This is a genomic window from Bacillus sp. FJAT-50079 (assembly GCF_018343515.1).
GTDB lineage: Bacteria > Bacillota > Bacilli > Bacillales > Bacillaceae_C > Lederbergia.
This window is the reverse complement of record NZ_JAGYPD010000001.1, coordinates 759,556-780,019: the sequence shown is the minus strand read 5'-3', so window position 1 is coordinate 780,019 and position 20,464 is coordinate 759,556. Positions and strand designations below refer to the sequence as shown.

At 36.5% G+C, this 20,464-nt stretch carries 20 protein-coding genes; 18 read left to right on the top strand and 2 right to left on the bottom strand.

The features are described from left to right. Nucleotides 1-399: 399 nt before the first annotated feature. On the bottom strand, nucleotides 400-1,332 hold the full coding sequence (locus KHA95_RS03580) for a helix-turn-helix transcriptional regulator (protein ID WP_213136071.1): 933 nt from the start codon (nucleotides 1,330-1,332) through the stop codon (nucleotides 400-402). Between the two features lie 135 nt (nucleotides 1,333-1,467). Between KHA95_RS03580 and modA the strand changes: the two genes are divergently transcribed. The 12 genes from modA (at nucleotide 1,468) to KHA95_RS03520 (ending at nucleotide 15,065) form a co-directional block, all read left to right on the top strand. After that, on the top strand, nucleotides 1,468-2,238 hold the full coding sequence (gene modA / locus KHA95_RS03575) for a molybdate ABC transporter substrate-binding protein (RefSeq protein ID WP_213136070.1): 771 nt from the start codon (nucleotides 1,468-1,470) through the stop codon (nucleotides 2,236-2,238). 1 nt (nucleotide 2,239) lies between these two features. After that, entirely contained in the window at nucleotides 2,240-2,896 is a 657-nt protein-coding gene (gene modB, locus KHA95_RS03570) for a molybdate ABC transporter permease subunit (RefSeq protein ID WP_213136069.1), read from the top strand. A gap of 320 nt (nucleotides 2,897-3,216) precedes the next feature. After that, nucleotides 3,217-4,650 carry a M23 family metallopeptidase gene (locus KHA95_RS03565; protein WP_213136068.1) on the top strand — a complete coding sequence of 478 codons (1,434 nt, stop codon included), beginning with the start codon at nucleotides 3,217-3,219 and terminating at the stop codon, nucleotides 4,648-4,650. Between the two features lie 260 nt (nucleotides 4,651-4,910). After that, a complete protein-coding gene (gene yycF, locus KHA95_RS03560) occupies nucleotides 4,911-5,618 on the top strand; it encodes a response regulator YycF (RefSeq protein ID WP_213136067.1) in 708 nt (235 codons plus the stop codon). 5 nt (nucleotides 5,619-5,623) lie between these two features. Continuing rightward, nucleotides 5,624-7,447 (top strand): cell wall metabolism sensor histidine kinase WalK, encoded by a 1,824-nt coding sequence (gene walK / locus KHA95_RS03555; protein ID WP_213136066.1) that lies wholly within the window; start codon nucleotides 5,624-5,626, stop codon nucleotides 7,445-7,447. Beyond that, the gene (locus KHA95_RS03550; RefSeq protein ID WP_213136065.1) at nucleotides 7,444-8,763 is read left to right on the top strand and encodes a YycH family regulatory protein; all 1,320 of its coding nucleotides are present in this window, start codon (nucleotides 7,444-7,446) and stop codon (nucleotides 8,761-8,763) included. Before walK ends, KHA95_RS03550 begins: the two co-directional genes overlap by 4 nt. Next, nucleotides 8,750-9,559, top strand: coding sequence for a two-component system regulatory protein YycI (locus tag KHA95_RS03545; protein WP_213136064.1), 810 nt, complete (start codon nucleotides 8,750-8,752; stop codon nucleotides 9,557-9,559). The genes KHA95_RS03550 and KHA95_RS03545 overlap by 14 nt, the downstream gene beginning before the upstream one ends. 5 nt (nucleotides 9,560-9,564) lie before the next feature. After that, nucleotides 9,565-10,359, top strand: a complete 795-nt coding sequence (locus KHA95_RS03540; RefSeq protein WP_213136063.1) for an MBL fold metallo-hydrolase — start codon at nucleotides 9,565-9,567, stop codon at nucleotides 10,357-10,359. A 197-nt stretch (nucleotides 10,360-10,556) separates the two neighbouring features. Then, nucleotides 10,557-11,771 (top strand): S1C family serine protease, encoded by a 1,215-nt coding sequence (locus KHA95_RS03535; protein WP_213136062.1) that lies wholly within the window; start codon nucleotides 10,557-10,559, stop codon nucleotides 11,769-11,771. 186 nt (nucleotides 11,772-11,957) lie between these two features. Beyond that, complete coding sequence (locus tag KHA95_RS03530; protein WP_213136061.1) at nucleotides 11,958-12,116, top strand: CxxH/CxxC protein; 159 nt, start codon at nucleotides 11,958-11,960, stop codon at nucleotides 12,114-12,116. Nucleotides 12,117-12,225: 109 nt separating this feature from the next. Then, nucleotides 12,226-12,705, top strand: coding sequence for a 23S rRNA (pseudouridine(1915)-N(3))-methyltransferase RlmH (gene rlmH, locus KHA95_RS03525; protein ID WP_213136060.1), 480 nt, complete (start codon nucleotides 12,226-12,228; stop codon nucleotides 12,703-12,705). A gap of 155 nt (nucleotides 12,706-12,860) precedes the next feature. After that, entirely contained in the window at nucleotides 12,861-15,065 is a 2,205-nt protein-coding gene (locus KHA95_RS03520) for an AIPR family protein (RefSeq protein WP_213136059.1), read from the top strand. Between the two features lie 58 nt (nucleotides 15,066-15,123). Here KHA95_RS03520 and KHA95_RS03515 read toward each other — a convergent pair whose 3' ends face one another. Then, the gene (locus KHA95_RS03515) at nucleotides 15,124-16,365 is read right to left on the bottom strand and encodes a DNA-methyltransferase (protein ID WP_213136058.1); all 1,242 of its coding nucleotides are present in this window, start codon (nucleotides 16,363-16,365) and stop codon (nucleotides 15,124-15,126) included. Between the two features lie 206 nt (nucleotides 16,366-16,571). On the opposite strand from KHA95_RS03515, the gene KHA95_RS03510 reads away from it, so the two are divergent. The 6 genes from KHA95_RS03510 to KHA95_RS03485 all read left to right on the top strand — a co-directional run bounded on the left by KHA95_RS03510 (nucleotide 16,572) and on the right by KHA95_RS03485 (nucleotide 20,436). Continuing rightward, a complete protein-coding gene (locus tag KHA95_RS03510) occupies nucleotides 16,572-17,171 on the top strand; it encodes a PDDEXK family nuclease (RefSeq protein ID WP_213136057.1) in 600 nt (199 codons plus the stop codon). Between the two features lie 255 nt (nucleotides 17,172-17,426). Next, entirely contained in the window at nucleotides 17,427-17,873 is a 447-nt protein-coding gene (gene radC, locus KHA95_RS03505; RefSeq protein WP_213136056.1) for a RadC family protein, read from the top strand. A gap of 15 nt (nucleotides 17,874-17,888) precedes the next feature. Beyond that, nucleotides 17,889-18,407, top strand: a complete 519-nt coding sequence (locus KHA95_RS03500; protein ID WP_213136055.1) for a DUF1643 domain-containing protein — start codon at nucleotides 17,889-17,891, stop codon at nucleotides 18,405-18,407. Between the two features lie 22 nt (nucleotides 18,408-18,429). Next, on the top strand, nucleotides 18,430-18,744 hold the full coding sequence (locus tag KHA95_RS03495) for a hypothetical protein (RefSeq protein WP_213136054.1): 315 nt from the start codon (nucleotides 18,430-18,432) through the stop codon (nucleotides 18,742-18,744). A 379-nt stretch (nucleotides 18,745-19,123) separates the two neighbouring features. Beyond that, nucleotides 19,124-19,858 carry a hypothetical protein gene (locus KHA95_RS03490; RefSeq protein WP_213136053.1) on the top strand — a complete coding sequence of 245 codons (735 nt, stop codon included), beginning with the start codon at nucleotides 19,124-19,126 and terminating at the stop codon, nucleotides 19,856-19,858. Between the two features lie 167 nt (nucleotides 19,859-20,025). After that, entirely contained in the window at nucleotides 20,026-20,436 is a 411-nt protein-coding gene (locus KHA95_RS03485; protein ID WP_213136052.1) for a hypothetical protein, read from the top strand. Nucleotides 20,437-20,464: the final 28 nt, after the last annotated feature.

Below are 20,464 nucleotides of genomic sequence, written 5' to 3'. Positions count from 1 at the left end.
CTCTATGAAAGAGATACTATGTTTCAAAAACTGCAATCAATGATTTTCAATCCCTATATGACGATTTATGATTTAGTTGTTCTAAGAGATCATCTGTTGCGTAAAATGAACGATTTGGTCGACTTCTTCTATTTTCAATGATTGAAGATTCCAGCATTCTAGCCGTTTGTTGGTGTTGCTTGCAGTGCAGGCGCTGACTCCTGCGGGAATGACATGAGCCTTGAGACCCCGCAAGGCGCGCAGCGACTGAGGAGGCTCAAGCCATGCCCGCGGAAAGCAATAGATCGGTGACGTCGTTCGAATTTTGCGTTGATGTCATCTGTATATCTTCATACATAAAAAAGGGGCTATCACAGAAGGTCAGTTTTCACCTACTTTCTGGACAGCCCCTTCTTCTTATTAAAAAGTTTCATGCATGATCTGCCCCATTTGCGAAAGATTGTAATCTCCTAATGAATTAATTTCAGTTTGAAACGGTTCAGAAGATAAGATATCTTTTACATTCTGTATAAGTTGTTTGTTTTCGTCGGTTTTAAGAATAACGAGATCATAACGCTCTGTAATTAATGGGATAAAGTCGATACCGACGATTTTAGCCGCTTTTTCGATTCCCACACCTACATTTGCTGCCCCAGTAGAAACGGCCGATGCGACGCTTAAATGGCTTGTTTCAATATGATGATAGCCGTCAATGCTTTGGGCGGAAATATCATTGATACGAAGCTGCTCATCTAAAAGGATTCGTGCTCCAGAGCCTTTCTCTCGATTGACTAATTTTACTTGTTTCCGCTTCATATCCATCCAAGATTGGATGTTAAGCGGATTCCCCCTTTGAACGTACAATCCCGCTTGCCGTGAAATTAAGTTAAGCACAATATAAGGCTGTCCAACCAAGATTTTTTTTACATAAGGCAGATTGTATTCATCTGAATCCCCATCAAATAAATGTAAGCTTACGATATCGACATCTCCATTGTACATTGAAATCAAACTGTTTAAGCTGCCTGTATAGGACCGCAATGCTTGATAAGCCGAATTTTTCTCAACATGTTTTCCGAGAACATCTAGAACGAGGTCTTGACCACTAATAACAATTGCAGAGAACTTTGGAGCAACATGAGATGGTTGAGCCATAGGGGAGGGAACCACTTTACTCCGATTGGTCTTTGTTGTTTGGATATAGTTTTCCAAATCCTTCGCATCAATTCTCATCTGTCTTCCAACCCGGAATACGGGTAAATCACCTTTTTTCACGAGATCATATATCGTTAACTTTGAAACTTTTAAAAGTTGCGATACTTCTTCGACTGTATAGGAAAGCTCTGTTGACATATGTAGCCCACCTTTTTAGTAGTTTGGTCCTCCTATTTATATAAAAATAAATGAATGTGACATTTATCATATCATTATCAGTTATAACCAATTATAATTAGTTATAACTGAACATAACTAATAGGAGATGAGAAAATGATAAAAAGAGTATTTTTCCCACTCATGCTTTTCGTATTGATTTTATCAGGCTGTTCAGCAAAAGAACAGAAACAAGATGTGGAATTGACCGTATCAGCTGCCGCTAGCTTACAAGATGCGTTAAATGAAATAACAGAAATCTTTGTGGAAAAGCATCCTCATATAAAAATTAATTATAATTTTGGAGCTTCTGGGGCACTTCAACAACAGATTAGCCAAGGAGCACCAGTTGATCTATTTTTCTCCGCAGCAGAAGATAAATTTGATCTTTTAGTAGAAGAAGGATTAATTGAAAAGGAGAAAGGAATAGATCTTGTTGGCAATGAAATCGTATTAGTCGTTCCGAAAGAGGCTAATAAGGGAATTCAACAATTTGAGGAATTGAAAAAGGCAGATAAAATTTCAATCGGGATTCCTGAGTCTGTACCAGCTGGAAAATATGCGAAACAATCATTAGAAAATCTACATATTTGGAGTGAGCTTGAAGAAAAAATTGTATATGCAAAAGATGTTCGTCAAGTGCTAACATATGTAGAAACCGGAAATGTTGATGCTGGAATCGTCTATAAAACGGATGCACTTGTTTCCGACAAAGTGGAGATCATCGCATCAGCAGATGAGAACACTCATACACCGATTATATATCCGGTAGGTGTGATTAAAGATAGTGCGCATTTGCAAGAAGCTGAGCTTTTCTATGAGTATTTACAAAGTGAAGAAGCGCTGCAGATTTTAGAAAAATACGGTTTTAAAGGACTTGTTAAGTAAAATGACTCAAGCCTTTTGGCAACCTATTCAACTATCTGTTGAAATTGCACTCATATCATGCGTCATTGTTTTGGTTTTAGGGTTAATTTTAGGGAGAGTGATGTCCAATGTGACATTCAGAGGAAAGGCGATCGTAGAAACCATTTTCCTTCTCCCCCTCGTTCTCCCCCCGACTGTTATTGGGTTTTTATTAATTGTCGTGTTTGGAAAAAATAGTCCAGTTGGACAAATGATCGAGTGGATCTTTCATCAGCCGATTATCTTTACGTGGTGGGCGGCTGTTATTGCTTCAACGGTTGTTGCTTTTCCACTTATGTACCAGTCTGCGAAAACGGGATTTTCGTCAATTGATGTGGATATTGAAAATGCTGCACGTGTAGATGGGGCAAGCGATCTGAAGTTATTTCTTTTTGTTTCGGTTCCGCTTGCACTTAAGTCGATTATTTCTGGTGTTGTTTTAAGCTTTGCCAGGGCATTAGGTGAGTTTGGCGCGACGCTCATGTTTGCTGGAAACATTCCTGGAAAAACACAAACAACATCGACCGCCATTTATATTGCTCTCGACTCTGGAAATATGCAACTTGCATGGCTCTGGGTTGCTTGTATGATTGTAATTTCTTTTATTATGTTAATCTGTGTCCATTTGATCAAATCATAATAAAAAATAGATGAGAAAGAATACAAACGTTCTCATCTATTTTTTATGACATATTTTGGACACTTTATTGAAATACATTTGTAATAAATCTGATAATTGTGACGGATGGTGTCGAATCATAATAAAAGATAAGGCTATCAACGGTCTAAGCGCCTCTTTTGTTTATTACCTTCCGAGTAATTATACAATTATATTACATTCTTTTTAATCTCCTCAAAATGCTAGATTCCTATGTTAAAGTAAAGAAGGTAAAATATTCTATGCAACTAATGACCTATATAGAGAGAAACAGGCAATAGGCACTTAGGGGGATTATTTGAATGGATTCACGAATAAAGCGGCCAATGACGAACAAATTGGTTGGATTTTTCATAACACTGATTGTTTTTACTATCGCAATTACAACGATGTCATATACAGCTTCAGCTGATACGAAACTTGGAACTGATTATCATGTTTATCTAGATGATACATATCTTGGCATTGTTTCCGATAAAAGCATTGTTGATCAAGCGATTGAGCAATCGATTGACGGGATAAAGGAACAGTACCCGAATTTGAAGTTAAAAGCCGGTAACGAGCTTACATATATTACGGAGCAGGTTTTTCGTTCCAGAGCAGATAATGAACAAGTCACTTCAAAGCTTAAAGACGGATTGACGATCGTTGCAGAAACTGTTGCGCTTGCATCAGATGATCAAACACTTGTATACGTCAAAGATAAAGCAGAAGCAGAGCTTACATTACAAAAAATGAAATTTCTATATGTTACGGAAGAAGAGTTAGCACAAGTGGAAGCAGCACAAGCTGCTGACCAAGAGTTGCCAGCACTTGCGGATGGTGAAAGCCGAGTGCTAGATGTAAAGATTGATGAAGATGTTAACTTCCATAACGATGTCATTGATCCTGCTCAAATATTAAGTGCCGATGAGGCCGTTACTCTTTTAGAAAAAGGTACACTTAAAGAAGAAACATATGTCGTTAAAGAAGGCGATGTATTAGGGAAAATTGCAGCCGCTTATGATTTAACGAGCGAGGAACTCATCGAATTAAATGAAGGTCTTACGGAAGACTCTGTAATAAAAATTGGTCAAGAGTTAAACGTAACTGTGACAAAGCCGCTTCTTCACGTCATTGTTGAACAAGAAGCATACAATGAGGAAACAGTGAATTTTGCAAAAGAAGTTGTTGAAAATGACTCGATGCCTAAAGGAGAAACGAAAGTTACTCAAGAAGGAAAAAATGGCAAGAGCGGGTTCACATATAAAATAATAAAGCAAAATGGTCAGCAAATGAGTAAGGAAGTTACTAAAGAAGCAACAATTGAAGAACCTGTAACAGAAGTGATCCAAAAGGGGACAAAAGTAATCCCTTCGCGGGGATCAGGAAGCTTAGCATGGCCTGCAAACGGCGGATATATTTCCAGTCATATGGGAAATCGCTGGGGCAAGCTGCATAAAGGGATTGATATTGCTCGCCCAAGTAATTATACAATTAAAGCAGCAGATAATGGGGTTGTTGTTTCCGCTGGTTGGGATAATGGCGGATATGGAAATAAAATTGTTATCGACCATCAAAATGGAATGCGTACTGTATATGCTCACCTGGATTCAGTAGGAGTGTCAGCGGGACAAACCGTTGAAAAGGGCGCTGCGATTGGTGTCATGGGATCAACAGGGCAGTCAACAGGTGTTCACCTTCATTTTGAAGTGTATAAAAATGGAAAACTTGAAAATCCAATGAACCATTTTTAATGTAAATGTGTTCAGAAGTGGATAAAAAAGACCAAGAAGTTCGAGGCTCCGCCGCTTGGTGCAGCGGACCTGTACAGGAAGTTCCAAGAATTTCAAGGTGTTATGATTACTGGGTTTTTGAACAACTTCTATAAGAGACAGGTCTAATAAGCACAAATGCTTTTGGATCTGTCTCTTTCATTATGGTAAAATAAATAGATTAGAAGCAAAATAATAACATTTCATATAGAGCGATTATTTATTAAAGGAGACTATAATTAATGGAGAAAAAGATTCTTGTAGTTGATGATGAAAGGCCAATTGCTGATATATTGCAATTTAATTTAAAAAAAGAAGGATTTGCGGTGCAATGTGCCTATGATGGGGAGGAAGCGCTGCGCCTTGTTGAGGAGATAAAGCCTGATATGATCTTACTCGATATTATGTTGCCAATCCGCGATGGAATGGAAGTATGTCGAGAAGTTCGAAAAAAATACGATATGCCGATTATCATGCTTACGGCAAAGGATTCTGAAATTGATAAAGTACTCGGTCTTGAGCTTGGGGCGGATGATTATGTAACAAAGCCATTTAGTACGAGAGAATTGATTGCACGTGTAAAAGCTAATTTACGACGTCATTCTCAAATTGCCCAACAAGCTGAAGAGGAAGAAAATAATGAAATTACGGTTGGAACATTAACGATTCATCCAAATGCGTATGTCGTTTCAAAACATGGTGAAACAATCGAATTAACACATCGTGAATTTGAGCTGTTACATTATTTAGCGAAGCATATCGGACAAGTAATGACGCGAGAACATTTATTACAAACGGTTTGGGGTTATGATTACTTCGGAGACGTACGAACGGTTGACGTAACGGTTCGCCGTTTACGAGAGAAAATTGAGGATAACCCAAGTCATCCGACGTGGATCGTAACAAGAAGAGGAGTCGGCTACTATTTACGAGCACCTGAACAGGAGTAATCTACATGCAAAAAGTAAGCTTTTTTCGCTCGATCCATTTTAAATTTGTTCTCATTTATGTACTGCTGATTATCATCGCGATGCAAATCATTGGTGCTTATTTCGTTGGGAAATTAGAGGACCAGCTTGTAAAAAACTTCAAAAATGCGATTGAAGGTCGTCTTCCGCTTCTAGAATACAATATTAGAGAAGAGATCATTAAAGATCGATCTGGTGAAGATTCAACACCACTTGAAGAAGATATATATGATTTATTAGTCGACTTTTCCGCTAACGATATTTCTGAAGTTCAAATTGTAAACAATCGAAGCATCTTTATTGGGACATCAGAACCGAGTAATCAAGGAATTGTCGGACAAAAAACGACGAATCTAATGGTGAAACGAATTCTATCGGGTGGCGGACGAGAAGAAAAAATGCAAATCGACCAACAAACAGGAAGAATTTGGGTTTTAACCTCGCCGATTAAATTAAATGGTGAAGTGATCGGAGCGATTTATCTCGTTGCCAATATTGAAACGGTCTTTGAGCAGATGGATGAAATTAATGGCATTTTTATTGCTGGAACAGCGATCGCGATGTTAATTACCGCATTACTCGGCATTGTCCTCGCACGAATGATCACAAGACCGATTTCAGATATGAAACGGCAGGCAACAGCGATGGCTAAAGGAAACTTTTCAAGAAAAGTACGAGTGTACGGAGAAGACGAAATTGGACAACTTGCCCGTTCGTTTAACTATTTAACAAAAAGGCTCCAAGAAGCACATGCAATGACAGAAGGAGAACGCCGAAAACTAACATCTGTTCTTTCATTTATGACTGATGGTGTTATTGCAACCGATCGAAAAGGTAGAATTATATTAATTAATGAGCGAGCGGCTGAAATGCTGAATGTTTCACGTGAAACAGTGACAGCCGAACCATTTGTTGAAGTGCTTAAGCTAGACGATGAATATAGCTTTGATGATTTGTTTGAGGAACAAGAATCACTCATTCTTGATTATAGTACCGATGATTATCCTTATATATTGCGGGCGGATATTTCAGTTATTCAACGTGAAACAGGTTTTGCTAACGGATTAATTGCCGTCCTGCACGATGTGACAGAGCAAGAGAAACTTGATGCTGAACGCCGTGAGTTTGTCGCCAATGTTTCCCATGAGCTAAGAACACCGTTGACAACGATGCGCAGTTATTTAGAGGCATTGTCAGAAGGAGCACTCTATGATGACGAATTAGCGCCACGCTTTCTAGGGGTCACGCGCTATGAAACCGAGCGAATGATTCGTCTCGTTAACGATTTGCTTGATCTTTCGAAAATGGATAGTAGAAACTATCAAATTAACCCGACTTGGATTGATTTTGTGAAGTTTTTCAATCATATTATTGATCGTTTCGAAATGACGAAGGAACGCCATATTACATTTAATCGAGTGTTTCCGAATAAAGCAATATTTGTAGAAATTGATGAAGATAAATTAACCCAAGTAATCGATAATATTATTTCCAATGCGTTGAAGTATTCTCCAGAGGGGGGGAGGGTTACTTTTCGTATTAAGGAGCAAGAGGATAAAATTGAAGTGAGCATTAGTGACCAAGGCATTGGTATTCCGAAAGAAAATGTGGAAAGAGTATTTGAACGTTTTTATCGGGTAGATAAAGCGAGAACGAGACAACTCGGGGGAACAGGGCTAGGATTAGCAATCGCAAAGGAAATGATTAGTGCGCATGGCGGAGATATTTGGGCGAAAAGTAAAGAAGGAAAAGGAACGACGATTCTTTTTACTTTGCCTTATGACCCCGAACAAGAGGATGATTGGCTGTGAAATATGAAAACGTAAAATCACTCGTATTATTTCTGCTTGTAGCGGCTAGCGGTGTTTTAACATGGAGCCTTTGGACGTATCAGCCGAAATACGATGTAGTTAATAATAAATATGTGCATGAAGTATCTGTTTCAGAGCAAAGAGACGCAACTGACTTGATCAAGCCCATCCGTGTTTTATTCCATATCGATGATCTTCATTATGGCACGGTAATCGATAATGAGATTGATTCGATAATGGAGGAAATGAGCCATTGGAATTTTTATGATATTGGCGACGCAAGAATTGTCAATGATCAACAAATGGCTGAGATTTCCCATTCGAATAATCGCATTGAATTATCTTATCCTGATTTGCTTCCTTTTGAGTTGTATAAAGGGATTGTACATGTAGAAACGGAAAACTTACCGAAAGCATCCTTTGATCGAATCAGCATTAATATTGCAACTAATACAGAAGACGATGCGCTCATTTATTTTCTGAACAGCAAAGAAAACATTGTATATGAAGGCCATGTAAATCGAGAGAGAATTGCAGAATTGCTCAGTAAAGTGAATTATAAACGATTTGATGAGTATGAAGCCTATCCGATTACGAGCGAACGAAACGTGTTTTTACCTGCAAAGGAAACAAGCCTTTACACGTATCAGTATCTTCCAGATTATATTGATCCGGAAAAATTCAAAAATGCTCTATTTGGTGATCCGACTGTTGTAAGAAGAGATATGAAGGCAAACGGTGAGCAGTTTACAGATGATCGGAGTATGATGAACGTCGATTATACAACGAATATGATCTTTTATATTAATCCGATTCAAGAACCGGGAGGAAATCAGCCTAATCTTCACCCTGATTTATTGAAAAGAAGCATTGATTTTGTGAACGAGCATTCAGGATGGACAGACAATTATCGATATTTTGGATTTGATGCCTACCGTCAAAGAACGATATTTCGAATGTTTTGTAATAGTTATCCGGTCTTTAATGAAGAAGGAATGGCGGAAATACGTCAGCATTGGGGAGCGAATGAAATTTACCGCTACCAGCGGCCATACTTTTCTCTAGATATTGATATCTCAACTGATCGGGATCCGGTTATATTGCCATCAGGGGAAAGTGCCTTAAACCAGTTATTGAATGAAGATGAGATTGATGTGAATATGATTGAGGATTTACTTATTGGCTATCGACTAAGAAAGGACCCGAATAAATCAAAAGTGCTTATACTTGAGCCTTCTTGGTATTATTTATATGGGGGCTCGTGGATTCGCCTTCGTTCCGAAGATATAGGGGGAGATTTGAATGGATTGGAGTAGGATTAAAACGATTTATATCGTCGCATTCTTAATTCTCGACCTTTTTCTCGTTAGCCAATTAGTGACAAAGCATCAGACAAATAAACTTGAAGTAAAAAGTGATGCAACCCTTGAGGAAAATTTGAAAACAGATGGGATCGTATACGAAAATTTACCAAAGGATATCCCTCATTATCAATATATGAGTGCAAATACAAAGACTTTTACCGAAGATGAATTAAAGGAATTAAAAAATCAGGAAATTACAATTGAAGACAATTCAATTATTCATTCGGAGCTAGATGAGACAATAAAGCTTTCGGAAAAAGATTTCATCTCCGAACTAAATAGTCTTATAAAAGCAAATATTTTATACGGTGATCAATATAGCTATTGGGATTACGATAAAGAAGCAATGAAAATTACGTATTACCAAACGTTCAATGATCAACAATTATTAATGAATGGAAGTGCGCATCTCGTCTTTTATGTTAATGAATTCAATGAAATATATGCCTACGATCAAACGATGCTTGAAATCGGTGAGCCGCTTAATCAAGAGGAAGAAGTATTAACTGCGATCCGCAGCTTAGAAATTTTATATCGCAAAGGCATGTTGAAACCGAATAGTTGGGTGAAGAAGGTAGAAATGGGCTATTATACCCTCGTTAGCATGGAAGAATCGCAAGTACTAACACCAACATGGCATTTAGATGTAGAACATGATGGAGAGCGAGAACATTTATTAGTGAATGCATTTGATGGACAGATCATTCAAATGAATACGATAAACCAAGAGAAAAAGACAATGGAGTGAAAGGAATGTCAATGCGATTCAGTGTGCTTGCAAGCGGGAGCTCCGGAAATGCGATTTATGTTGAGACCGCTGAAAAAGCATTTTTAGTTGATGCGGGACTAAGCTGCAAGCAAATGGGGAATTTGCTTGAAAAAATTGATCGTGATCCGGCAAAATTAGATGGAATCTTCGTTACACATGAGCATAGCGATCATATTAAAGGCCTTGGAGTCATGGCGAGAAAGTATAAGCTGCCAATCTATGCGAATGAGCGGACATGGAAAGCAATGGACGGGCTTACAGGTGAAATTGCTACGGAACAGAAATTTGTATTTGGGATGGAAACCGTCCAATCATTCGCCGGGCTTGAAGTCGAATCATTTGGAGTCTCCCATGACGCGGCAGAGCCGATGTTTTATATTTTTCGGTCAGGTGGCAAGAAGCTTGTCATTATTACCGATACAGGTTATGTGAGCGATCGGATGAAGGGAATGATTGCAAATGCCGATATGTATGTGTTTGAGAGCAATCATGATATTCAAATGTTGCAAATGAGCCGTTATCCATGGAGTGTTAAGCGCCGAATTTTAAGTGATTTTGGCCATGTTTCAAATGAAGATGCGGCACTTGCGATGAGCGAAGTGATCGGTGATGCGACAAAACGGATTTATCTTGCTCATTTAAGCCGTGATAATAATATGAAGGATTTAGCACGAATGAGTGTGCAGCAAACACTCGAGGCACAAGGAATGCCGGTTGGTTTACAATTCGACCTATTTGACACAGATCCAAGCATTCCAACGGAATTAACAGCTGTATAATGAAATTGGTTTAATATCAACTTTTTATGGTAAAAAAGGAATGAAGAGCGCGGGAAATATCCTAGCCGTCATTCCTTTTTTTTCTTAACAGGCAGCCGTGCTTTTCTCATTTGAGCAAATTTAAGCATATCGATTATAATAATGTCATGAGAAGGCAAACTAATATGTATGAACTTGTGTAGAGAGGATGATGCATTGTGGGATTTTACGATGATCATAGCCCTAATCGTTATCAATCAAAAAATCGGGGCAGATCAAGCTTTTTTATCGGCCTCATTGGAGGAATCATTGGCGCATTGCTCGTTGGATTAATTTTTCCAGGGATGTTTGGCATGCAGAAGCAAGGTCATAACCAAGCGAACATTGAAACAAATCAGGGGAGTAACAATAATAATCTGACCAAGAATCTTTCGCTTGATATTACGACAGATGTAACAAAAGCCGTTGAAAAGGCAAGCAAGAGTGTTGTTGGGATTACAAATATTCAATCGGTAAATTTCTGGTCAACAACGGAGACGCAGGAAGCCGGTGTTGGATCAGGTGTAATTTATAAAAAAGCGGGGGATGTTGTTTACGCCGTGACGAATAACCATGTTGTTGAAGGTGCCTCACAGTTAGAGGTAACGCTGGCAGATGGAACCAAGGTGCCGGCAACGATTCGTGGAACCGATGTATGGACAGACTTGGCTGTTGTTGAAATGAGTGCAGAAGGAATAAACGATGATTTAATTTCTGAATTTGGTGATTCTGAGGCACTCAAAATTGGGGAACCGGTATTAGCGATTGGAAATCCACTTGGTCTACAATTTTCCGGTTCGGTTACACAAGGAATTATTTCAGGTGTAAACCGTACCGTGCCCGTCGATATTAATAATGATGGAATTCCAGACTGGCAGGCAGAGGTTATCCAAACAGACGCGGCAATTAATCCAGGAAACAGTGGCGGCGCACTCGTTAACATTGCTGGACAAGTCGTCGGGATTAACTCGATGAAAATTGCCCAAGCAGCTGTTGAAGGGATTGGATTTTCGATCCCAATTAACTACGTCGTACCCGTCATCGAAGATTTAGAGCAATTTGGCGAAGTAAAGCGTCCGGCAATGGGTGTCACATTGCGTAACGTATCGGAAATTCCTGCTTACCATCAACAACAAACGTTAAAGTTGCCAAATGGAATGAATGAAGGCATTATGATTGAGCAAGTCGTTCCAAATTCTCCTGCGGATAAAGCTGGATTAAAGGAGCTAGATGTCATTATCGAGCTTGATGGAGAAAAGGTTAAGGATGTTCTAGAGCTACGCAAATATTTATACAATCAGAAAAAAGTCGGCGATACGATGAAGGTGAAATATTACAGAGCTGGCACAGAAGAAGAAGTGACCATCACATTAACAGATGAAACACGAATGTAAATGTGGATAACTTAAAGTGGGAAGGCGATCAATAGCTTTCCCATAATTTTTTGCCAATGAATAAATCGGTTGTGGATAACTACCTTTGAAAAGGTAAGAAAAATCGCTCAAAAATGTACACATCATCATTCCACAAATAACGAAAATGATTAATGGATAAAAAACCAATAAGGAAGAGGGTTAGCAATGATTTATTGTTGTAAAGAACATGTTGAATTAGCCTTAGATATAGTCGTAGATGAACACGAAACGGCACCTGTTTTAGAGGAGCTAAAAAGTGATGAAAACTTATCCACACCCTGTGAATATTGTCAAAACCGAGCAGTCTATCTTGTGGGGAACTAATATTCCTATACTGGATATAGATCCTGAATGTGGATATGTGGATAGTTTCTGTGTATAAGTTGTTTGTAAGCTGTTGGTAACATGGGTGTAACATTGGAGGGGGAAAGTTGTGAATATTTCAATCATAACCGTTGGAAAACTAAAAGAAAAATACTTAAAGCAAGGAATCGCCGAATACGTCAAACGCCTTTCCGCTTACGCCAAAATCGACATCATCGAACTTCCCGATGAAAAAGCTCCAGAAATGTTGAGCGAAAACGAAATGATTCAAGTAAAAGGAAAGGAAGGCGATCGCATCCTTGCGAAAATCCCAGCTGATGCTCACGTCATCGCCCTAGCGATTGAGGGGAAAATGATGTCATCTGAGGAACTAGCCGAGCGGATGGATCGCCTAGCTACATATGGGAAAAGCAAAATCGTGTTTGTCATTGGCGGATCGTTAGGATTGAGCGACGAAGTAATGAAGCGAGCGGACGAGAGCCTATCGTTTTCAAGGATGACATTTCCGCATCAATTAATGAGGTTGATATTGGTGGAGCAGGTGTATCGGGGGTTTAGGATTAATCGGGGGGAACCGTATCATAAGTAAATGAGGTTTTTTGTTAATAGTGACAGTTTAAACTAGTTGTTTGAACTGTTTTTTTTTTGTGAAAACACGCACTAATTAAGTAATCTATATAGTAACTATCTTCAACTGAATCCAACAAGCATTGTCGATTTATGGTAAAATTAAGGGAGAAATATATGGAGGAGTTTGGCATGTACCCAATTCAAATTAGACATGTTCATGATAATCTATTACAATTTTATACTGGACTTATAGATTTAACCGACATTCGACCCGACCATGATCCAAGTAATTATTTTTTAACTCGGTCATTAGCTGCATTTTCTCTACAAAGTCTAGTGGGCATATCACCTGAAATTGCTGTGAAGGCAATTACAGATGGATACCATGATAATGGTATAGATGCCATATATTTTGATGGGGATAACAACGAATTATATTTTGTTCAATCAAAGTGGAACTATAAAGGAAATAAAACCCCAGAAGACGGTGAAGTGAAAAAGTTTACTGATGGAATTCGAGATATTATTGAATTTAGATTTGACCACTTTAATGAAAAGATAAAAAAACAAGAGCAAGAATTGAAAAGGTTAATTAGTAAACCCGGTATTAAAATAAGAATTATTTTGACTCATACTGGAGTCGGCTTATCTGATTATGCAACAAGAACACTAAATAGATTAATTGATGATCAAAATATGGCTAATGAAGATGATACAGCACAGTGGATTAATGTTGATTTGAAAAAATTACATAGAGTTGTGCTTGGAGAATCTGCATACGACCCAATCAATATTGATGGGATTATTCTAAATGAATGGGCGATGAAAGATAAACCGATAAAGTCATTCTACGGAAGAATCACAGGTGACCAGCTTGCAAATTGGTGGAACACGTATGGAGATAGACTTTTTGCAAAAAATATTCGCCATTTGTTACATGAAGGTGACGTTCATAAAGAAATTTCAAAAACAATTGATACTGAACCGTCAAATTTTTGGTATTTTAATAATGGAATAACTATGATATGTGATAGTGTGGAAAAGGCCACAGCTGGAGGAGATCGCAGAGATTTTGGAATTTTTGAATGTAAAAATGTCTACATTATAAATGGAGCTCAAACAGTCGGTACAATTGGAAGATACCTACAAAGGCAACAATCAAGTGATCAAGAAGATAGCGAAGAAAGTAATGTAAGATTAGAAGATATTGAGGTTTTAGTAAGGATAATTTCTGTTGGTAAGGAAGAAGCGGATTCGTCAGAAAAATTTGCTCAACAACTAACTAAAGCTAACAATAGACAAAATAAAATTGAAAATAGAGATTTTGTAACTTTAGATGAAAATCAAAAACGTATAGCACAAGAACTATCATTTTATAGTATCACCTACAATTATAAGCGTTCAACTGAAGAAAAAGCTGAAGAAAATATTTTTGGATTAATTGAGAGTACTGAAGCATTATCCTATGCTTATCACGATGTAGATGCAGCTACCTTAATTCACAGAGAACCAGGTAAAGTTTGGGAAAACATTGAACATAGTAGATACAGAAGACTCTTTAATACTGGCTTATCAAGTTTTTATGTATGGAACACAGTTACTATTTATAGGGAAATTAAGCAGGCGATAGAGATTGTTAAAGAAAAACTAAAAAATGAGCCAGAAGCAGTCTTAACACATGGCGATCATTTTGTTTCTCACCTTATTTTTACGAAAATAGGACCTGAAAAAATTAATAAAGAAAAAATGGGGCTGGATGATCTACTTAATGACGTTAATCTGGAAGAATTGGTTGAATTTTATGCAATTGAGGTAGCAAATGAGTCTAAAAACTATGAAAATACCATATCTGGAATATTTAAAACTTACACTATTCCAAGAGAACTTAAGGAAAAGATATTAGAAAAAGAAAGCCATAGGAACCCTGAGGAGCAAAAAGAAAGTCATGTCGGAAGCATTGACAGTCTAATTGAAATAAAGTTTAGAGAAGATAGACCAGTTATTAGAAACAGGATTTCTAACTTTGATGAGAAATTAAGTGGCGATACCATAGCTGAAAAAGGATTTACCTACTGGTTAAATGATCTTTATAATCCTTTAAAACATGAATGTGGAGTAGTATCAAATATTCATCAATACCTAAAAGGTGATGGGAAAAAAGATCAAAGATTCATTTTAAGAATTAAATATGATAATGGAATCGTTGTTGAATTTTCCCATAGTAGTTATGGAACTGACTATGTCAGCTTATTGTTTGCAAATGAGGATTTTCAACAATGGCTTTCAAATAAAGCCGATGAAAAGGGAAGATTAACAATAAAAGATGATGGTGATCTAGGCACATTAGAGGAATTGAAAATTTTTTTTGAGGCACTATAAAACAAAAAACCCGATTTGGTAAGAATAAACCAATTCGGGTTTTTATTTATATTAAATTTTAAGATATGGTAAATAAATTTACTTCTGAATCAAACTCTTTGTTATCGATCTTAGTGCTTGATTCTTTAGTTTTTAAAGTTTCGGGTAACCAATGCCCATTTTTAATTCTTATTTTTTTCATATCCTCTGTAAATAAGACGTTTTTCTTACTTTGGATGTCTTTAATCTGTTGTCTGTGAAAATCGATGTCATCAAAACGCTTTATTATTAAATCACATGGGCCAATTTCACTACCGATCCATTGTCTTTTCAATATTTCACTAACAATATAAGTTGTTCCACTGCCACCAAAAGGATCAAATACTACGTCACCTTCATTAGAGGCCATACTAATTATTCTCTCTAATAAATTTACAGGTAGCTGATTACTTCCTCTAGTTTTATACTTTCTATGTCTAACTGGTGAAATGTCTTTCCACACATCAGGAAGAGTAAGTCCCTTTTCATTTAATTTGTCCTTATACCCACCATAATCTTTTATGTCTCCGCCGCACCTTTTGCATATCTCTAGGGGAAGACGTTCTTGGTTAAACGTATTAGGTTTTTCTCCCTTAATATAGTAAAGAAGAGAGTAATGCGATGGGTAAAGTTTATTTGCAATTGGTAGGCTGTACTTTATATCAACCGCAATCCAATGTCTTAAATTAAGATGCTTATTTAATATTTCTGCACTATAGGTGTTCCATAATGGAAGATTCCAAATAAAGAATGATCCGCCTTCTTTGAGTAATTTTATACATCCCAAGATCCATTCTTCTGTCCATTTAAGGTATTCTTCCTTGGTGAGTTTATCGTTTATGTTTGATTCGTACGTCTTATTTAAATTGAACGGAGGGTCAGCAAAAATAAGATCAACGGATTCTTTAGGTAGTGATTTAATTAAAGAAAGACTATCCTCGTTGTATAGCTCACCTAATTCTGTTGTAAAAACAGGTTTGAACTTTCCTGCCGTTGATTCACCATTTTGAGAATCACTTTTTATAATATCTGTTATTTCTTTAGCTTTATTACTAATTAGATCTAATATCGTCGAATCTAGTACTCCGAGACTAAGCTTAAACTCTAATTCACTGATATTAAGTTCAGAAAGAATTTTGTTTAAGTCTTCATAATATGGAAATATTGCTTCATTATTATAATATTTTAATTTACCCACGGGGATTTTTACTTTTTTTGCAAAGTTTTTTAAAGCATCATTATCTTTAATATTTAAAACTGAAAATAATTTATTTTCGAACATAATTGCACCTCCAAGGGCAGTAAAGCAATATTAATATTAGCATTTTTTTGGGGTTTTGTTAAGGAATCTACCAGAACAGCCTAAATAATTCCAACAGGATTACAAAAAGTAGTTGACTATTTTTACTATCCATACTAGAATTAGATAAGCAATCCCGATGGTTATTATTTACATCAGGATCACAAAAAATTTAAGGGGCTACGTATATGAAAATAAAAAGTGTCGAGATTTTATTGGATAAAGGTCAACACAGTCATAGAACTGAAAAGATCATTGAGCATGTACTTGAATCAATAAAGTTAATGGACAACCCAAGAGGAACTGGGACATTTACACTTTATAATGGGAAAAAGGCAAATGGTGTGAAGCCAATTAAGGATTCATACATGGATAGACAAAAAGAACATGGTTGGATGCTAGAACACAAATTAGATGTCGGCGTTACAACAACAAGACCAGGTCCAATTGATGCGGTTTATCCAGTTGGGAATAAATACTTTGCTGTTGAATGGGAAACAGGAAATATCTCCTCTTCTCACCGGGCTGTAAATAAAATTATTACGGGTATCTTAAATGGTAAATTATTAGGAGGTGTACTGATTTTACCATCGCGAGAAATGTACGAATACTTAACCGATAGGGTTGGTAACTTTAGAGAATTGGCTCCTTATTTTGATGTTTGGTCGAAAGCAAATTATCCAATAGATGAAGGATATGTTGCAATTATAGAAATTGAGCATGATGAATTAACCGATGATCCAAGCTTGCAAATTAAAAAGGGTACTGATGGAAGAGCCTTAGTATAAAATAAAGGGAAAAAGTACTATGACCCTAGGAATTTGTCATAGTACTTTTAAGTACGTGGATATATAAATTTATCAACCTCCTTTATTCGGTAATATAATATATATTTATAATCCATCTCTAATACGGATGAACCAGTCAAGTATAAAAACAGTAGAAACGCATTTTAAATATATATTATTCCTATGAATCTAATATTTGAAGCCTGAGTATCATCGACGATACTTAGGCTTTTATTATTGTAAAGGGGAGTTTAAATGCAATCATCAAAACGAGTAAACATTGTATCGCTTAAATTAGTAAAGGAATCAAGTATTCTTTACAAAGAGCGATCAGTCAGATCACCTGAAGATGGTTATCAACTAATGAAGTTGTTTCTTGTTGATAAAGACCGGGAGTATTTCATTGTTGCTTCACTTGATACAAAGAATCAGCCTGTAGCAATTAATGTTTGTCACATCGGCAGTCTAAATGCCAGTTTAGTTCATCCTAGGGAGGTCATGAAGTCCGCAATTCTTTCTAATGCTGCCTCAATAATTGTTGGACATAATCATCCATCAGGGCTACCTGAACCAAGTAGGGAGGATATAGATGTAACCAAGAGACTTGTTGAAGTGGGGAAAATTATTGGCATAGAAGTAATAGACCATATCATTGTTGGAGATGACTCCTTCACTTCATTAAAGGAAAAAGGGTACATATGAGAGGAGTAAAAATCAATGAAAGTCACAAAAGGCATGATAAAAACAGAAGTCACTTATGATGATAAAGCGAGAAACAAGTATCTTATTAGGAAAGAGTGGGACAAGAATAATAGAAAAGCACTTGTCATCATGAAAAATGCGGGTCAATCAGATGAAATTGTGCAAGACCAAACAACGATGTATGTCATTAATAATCTTTCTAAATTGGAATACGGTACAGCTTACATTGCAAATTTATTTCCATCGATTGAAAAAGATGAATCGATGGAAGCTGCTGCTGAAAATTTAAAGGTTATTCAGGGGGCAATCACCAAAGTAGATGATGTCATTATTGCAGTTGGAAAAGGAGTAGAGACAAATAAAAAAGCTGTTGAACGGTTAAATATGATTTTAGCCATATTACTAGACAAGAGAGCCAACATTCTTCAAATAGAAGCAAATTTTGGTAGGAAAGGTTTCCATCCGCTCTATCCTGCTATTAAACAGCGGTGGAAATTAGTACCCTATGACGATAGCCATAATGTAAACCAATAATATTATTATAAGGAGTTACGTCATGTTTGGTTTAGAGCAATTAATAGATTTTATGGAAGAGAAATTCGGTGTAGCAGTTGAATTAAATGAGATAGGCGAGGAAACGGTACTGCTATATCATGAGGAACTAGACGAAGAACTTATTTCAGAGGATATGTTGCAAATATTACCGAATCCAGTTTCATTTTGCTCATATATATATAATGAAGAGTCAGAGTGGGTTATTGGAATTGCTTTAGAAGCAAAGACCAATAACCCACTCTTTTTAGTTTGTTTAAAAGATGGTGTAAGGGTGTATGAGGAATTGTTAAAAAGAGGTAAAAGTAAAAATGCTTGAACAACGTAAGCTTCGTCGTTATATGACGGGAGCTATTAATAGGGAATTGAATATTCTTCTGTGGGAGCTCTTGAATGTAATTACATTAAAAAGATAAAATGAATCTGATATTGATTATTTGTTTATCTTTTTGGAATCTTGGCAGCCAAAGTTGCAAGAAATAGAGAAGGTATAAAAGTCATCTAGCTTTGGTATTATATTTATATACAGTATTCTTCACCTAAAGATTTAGAGACTATCATCAATCGGTAGGTTCAATTCGACAAGGTACTGTAAAAAATAGGGAAACTACTGTCAGTATCGACAAGGCTTTCACTAAGCATGCTACTGACGCTACTTTAGAAAAATACAAGACTGACAAAAAGGGAGCGCCCAAAAAATGGAGGGAAAAATGCTTGGTAAGAATGGAATAATTGCATTGGTAAAAAAATATGGAGACATAGAAGATGAATTGGATCAAACTACATTAGAAAAAAGGCTAGATTGTGTAATTGACTTCCTTAATGAGGATCGTGTTAAAAGTGTACTTGAACAACAAACGCCAAAAGATGCGGGTAATTACTTTTATAATAAAGAAATGAATATTAGTAGGGCAAAATACAAAAGCAGTGTATTTGAAGGGTATAACTATAACTTAATTGACGCAATATTTTTAGCTGTATTAACTTCCCTATTTGATCAGTCTTTATTAAAAAAGCTTCGAACTCAAAAAAATATAAAAGATGTTTATCAAGAGGAAATTAATTGGATGGAAGACTCTACAAGGATATTGTATCAATTTGAAGGATTGTGGAATCAGGAAGGTAATGGAAAGGAATGGAAGATAATTGCAATAAACATTGAGAGCTTATTCTACCGTTTAACTTTATTGCCTGATATGAGCAGATATGCAGTAGAAATTCAAAGTCAACTACAGTCAATTTTAAATACATTTATTCCACTCCCAGATGAACATAAAGTAGCGTTTTATGGGAAGGTTATGAAAAACAGAATTACTAAAATGCAAACTGAGCTTGATCTATATATTCAAGAATTAAAACAAAATGATCCCAAAAGTTATTATTTTTACAAATCAAACCAAATGCTTGCTGATATTGATAAGAATTATGATTAATAAACATCTTGCCAAAAAAAGCAAGATGTTTTTTTGTTGTAATTTTCACTTCCGAATTTTTTTTGTGAAAAATGTTTAGAAATCTCTAATAGAGCGGACTTTTATTCTTTTGGTAGTATTTTAGCAGAGAGGTTAACCCCTACTCAATTTACAAAGGAGGAGACAATATGAATCAACTAGAAAGGGTGTCCCTAGATCTCACTGAATTCGAAGCATCTACTTGTGAAGCGAAATCTCGTGCAGGTAGAAAAGGAGGATTAACAATAGTTTATTCAGACAATGGAAAACGTCTTTCGTTAAGTATGTCGATTCTTAATCATTTATCAGATCTTAATTTTGTTCAGATCTCTTATAGTGATAATTTAATAGCTGTCGCCAATTACCTAGGAGAAGTGAACACTAAATATGCTATTAAAAAAAATGGTAATATCTACAATGCTGAAATCGTGAGAGAGTTAATCGATCGCTATAAATTAGACTTTTCGAATCGTACATCGTTAACATTTCCAGTGTTTGAAGTACAAGAAACGAAAAATGGAGAAGTAATATATATCAAGATGAAGCCATCTATGGAATGAATAATTTGTTAATTAATAGAAGGTAATA

Coding starts and splice junctions, on each gene's coding strand:
- KHA95_RS03530 (WP_213136061.1), top strand. CDS start 11,958: ATGATTTATTGTTGTAAAGAACATGTTGAATTAGCCTTAGATATAGTC.
- KHA95_RS03545 (WP_213136064.1), top strand. CDS start 8,750: ATGGATTGGAGTAGGATTAAAACGATTTATATCGTCGCATTCTTAATT.
- modA (WP_213136070.1), top strand. CDS start 1,468: ATGATAAAAAGAGTATTTTTCCCACTCATGCTTTTCGTATTGATTTTA.
- KHA95_RS03565 (WP_213136068.1), top strand. CDS start 3,217: ATGGATTCACGAATAAAGCGGCCAATGACGAACAAATTGGTTGGATTT.
- KHA95_RS03495 (WP_213136054.1), top strand. CDS start 18,430: ATGTTTGGTTTAGAGCAATTAATAGATTTTATGGAAGAGAAATTCGGT.
- radC (WP_213136056.1), top strand. CDS start 17,427: ATGCAATCATCAAAACGAGTAAACATTGTATCGCTTAAATTAGTAAAG.
- KHA95_RS03490 (WP_213136053.1), top strand. CDS start 19,124: ATGGAGGGAAAAATGCTTGGTAAGAATGGAATAATTGCATTGGTAAAA.
- KHA95_RS03510 (WP_213136057.1), top strand. CDS start 16,572: ATGAAAATAAAAAGTGTCGAGATTTTATTGGATAAAGGTCAACACAGT.
- walK (WP_213136066.1), top strand. CDS start 5,624: ATGCAAAAAGTAAGCTTTTTTCGCTCGATCCATTTTAAATTTGTTCTC.
- KHA95_RS03500 (WP_213136055.1), top strand. CDS start 17,889: ATGAAAGTCACAAAAGGCATGATAAAAACAGAAGTCACTTATGATGAT.
- KHA95_RS03485 (WP_213136052.1), top strand. CDS start 20,026: ATGAATCAACTAGAAAGGGTGTCCCTAGATCTCACTGAATTCGAAGCA.
- modB (WP_213136069.1), top strand. CDS start 2,240: ATGACTCAAGCCTTTTGGCAACCTATTCAACTATCTGTTGAAATTGCA.
- KHA95_RS03580 (WP_213136071.1), bottom strand. CDS start 1,332: ATGTCAACAGAGCTTTCCTATACAGTCGAAGAAGTATCGCAACTTTTA.
- KHA95_RS03515 (WP_213136058.1), bottom strand. CDS start 16,365: ATGTTCGAAAATAAATTATTTTCAGTTTTAAATATTAAAGATAATGAT.
- yycF (WP_213136067.1), top strand. CDS start 4,911: ATGGAGAAAAAGATTCTTGTAGTTGATGATGAAAGGCCAATTGCTGAT.
- KHA95_RS03540 (WP_213136063.1), top strand. CDS start 9,565: ATGTCAATGCGATTCAGTGTGCTTGCAAGCGGGAGCTCCGGAAATGCG.
- KHA95_RS03520 (WP_213136059.1), top strand. CDS start 12,861: ATGGAGGAGTTTGGCATGTACCCAATTCAAATTAGACATGTTCATGAT.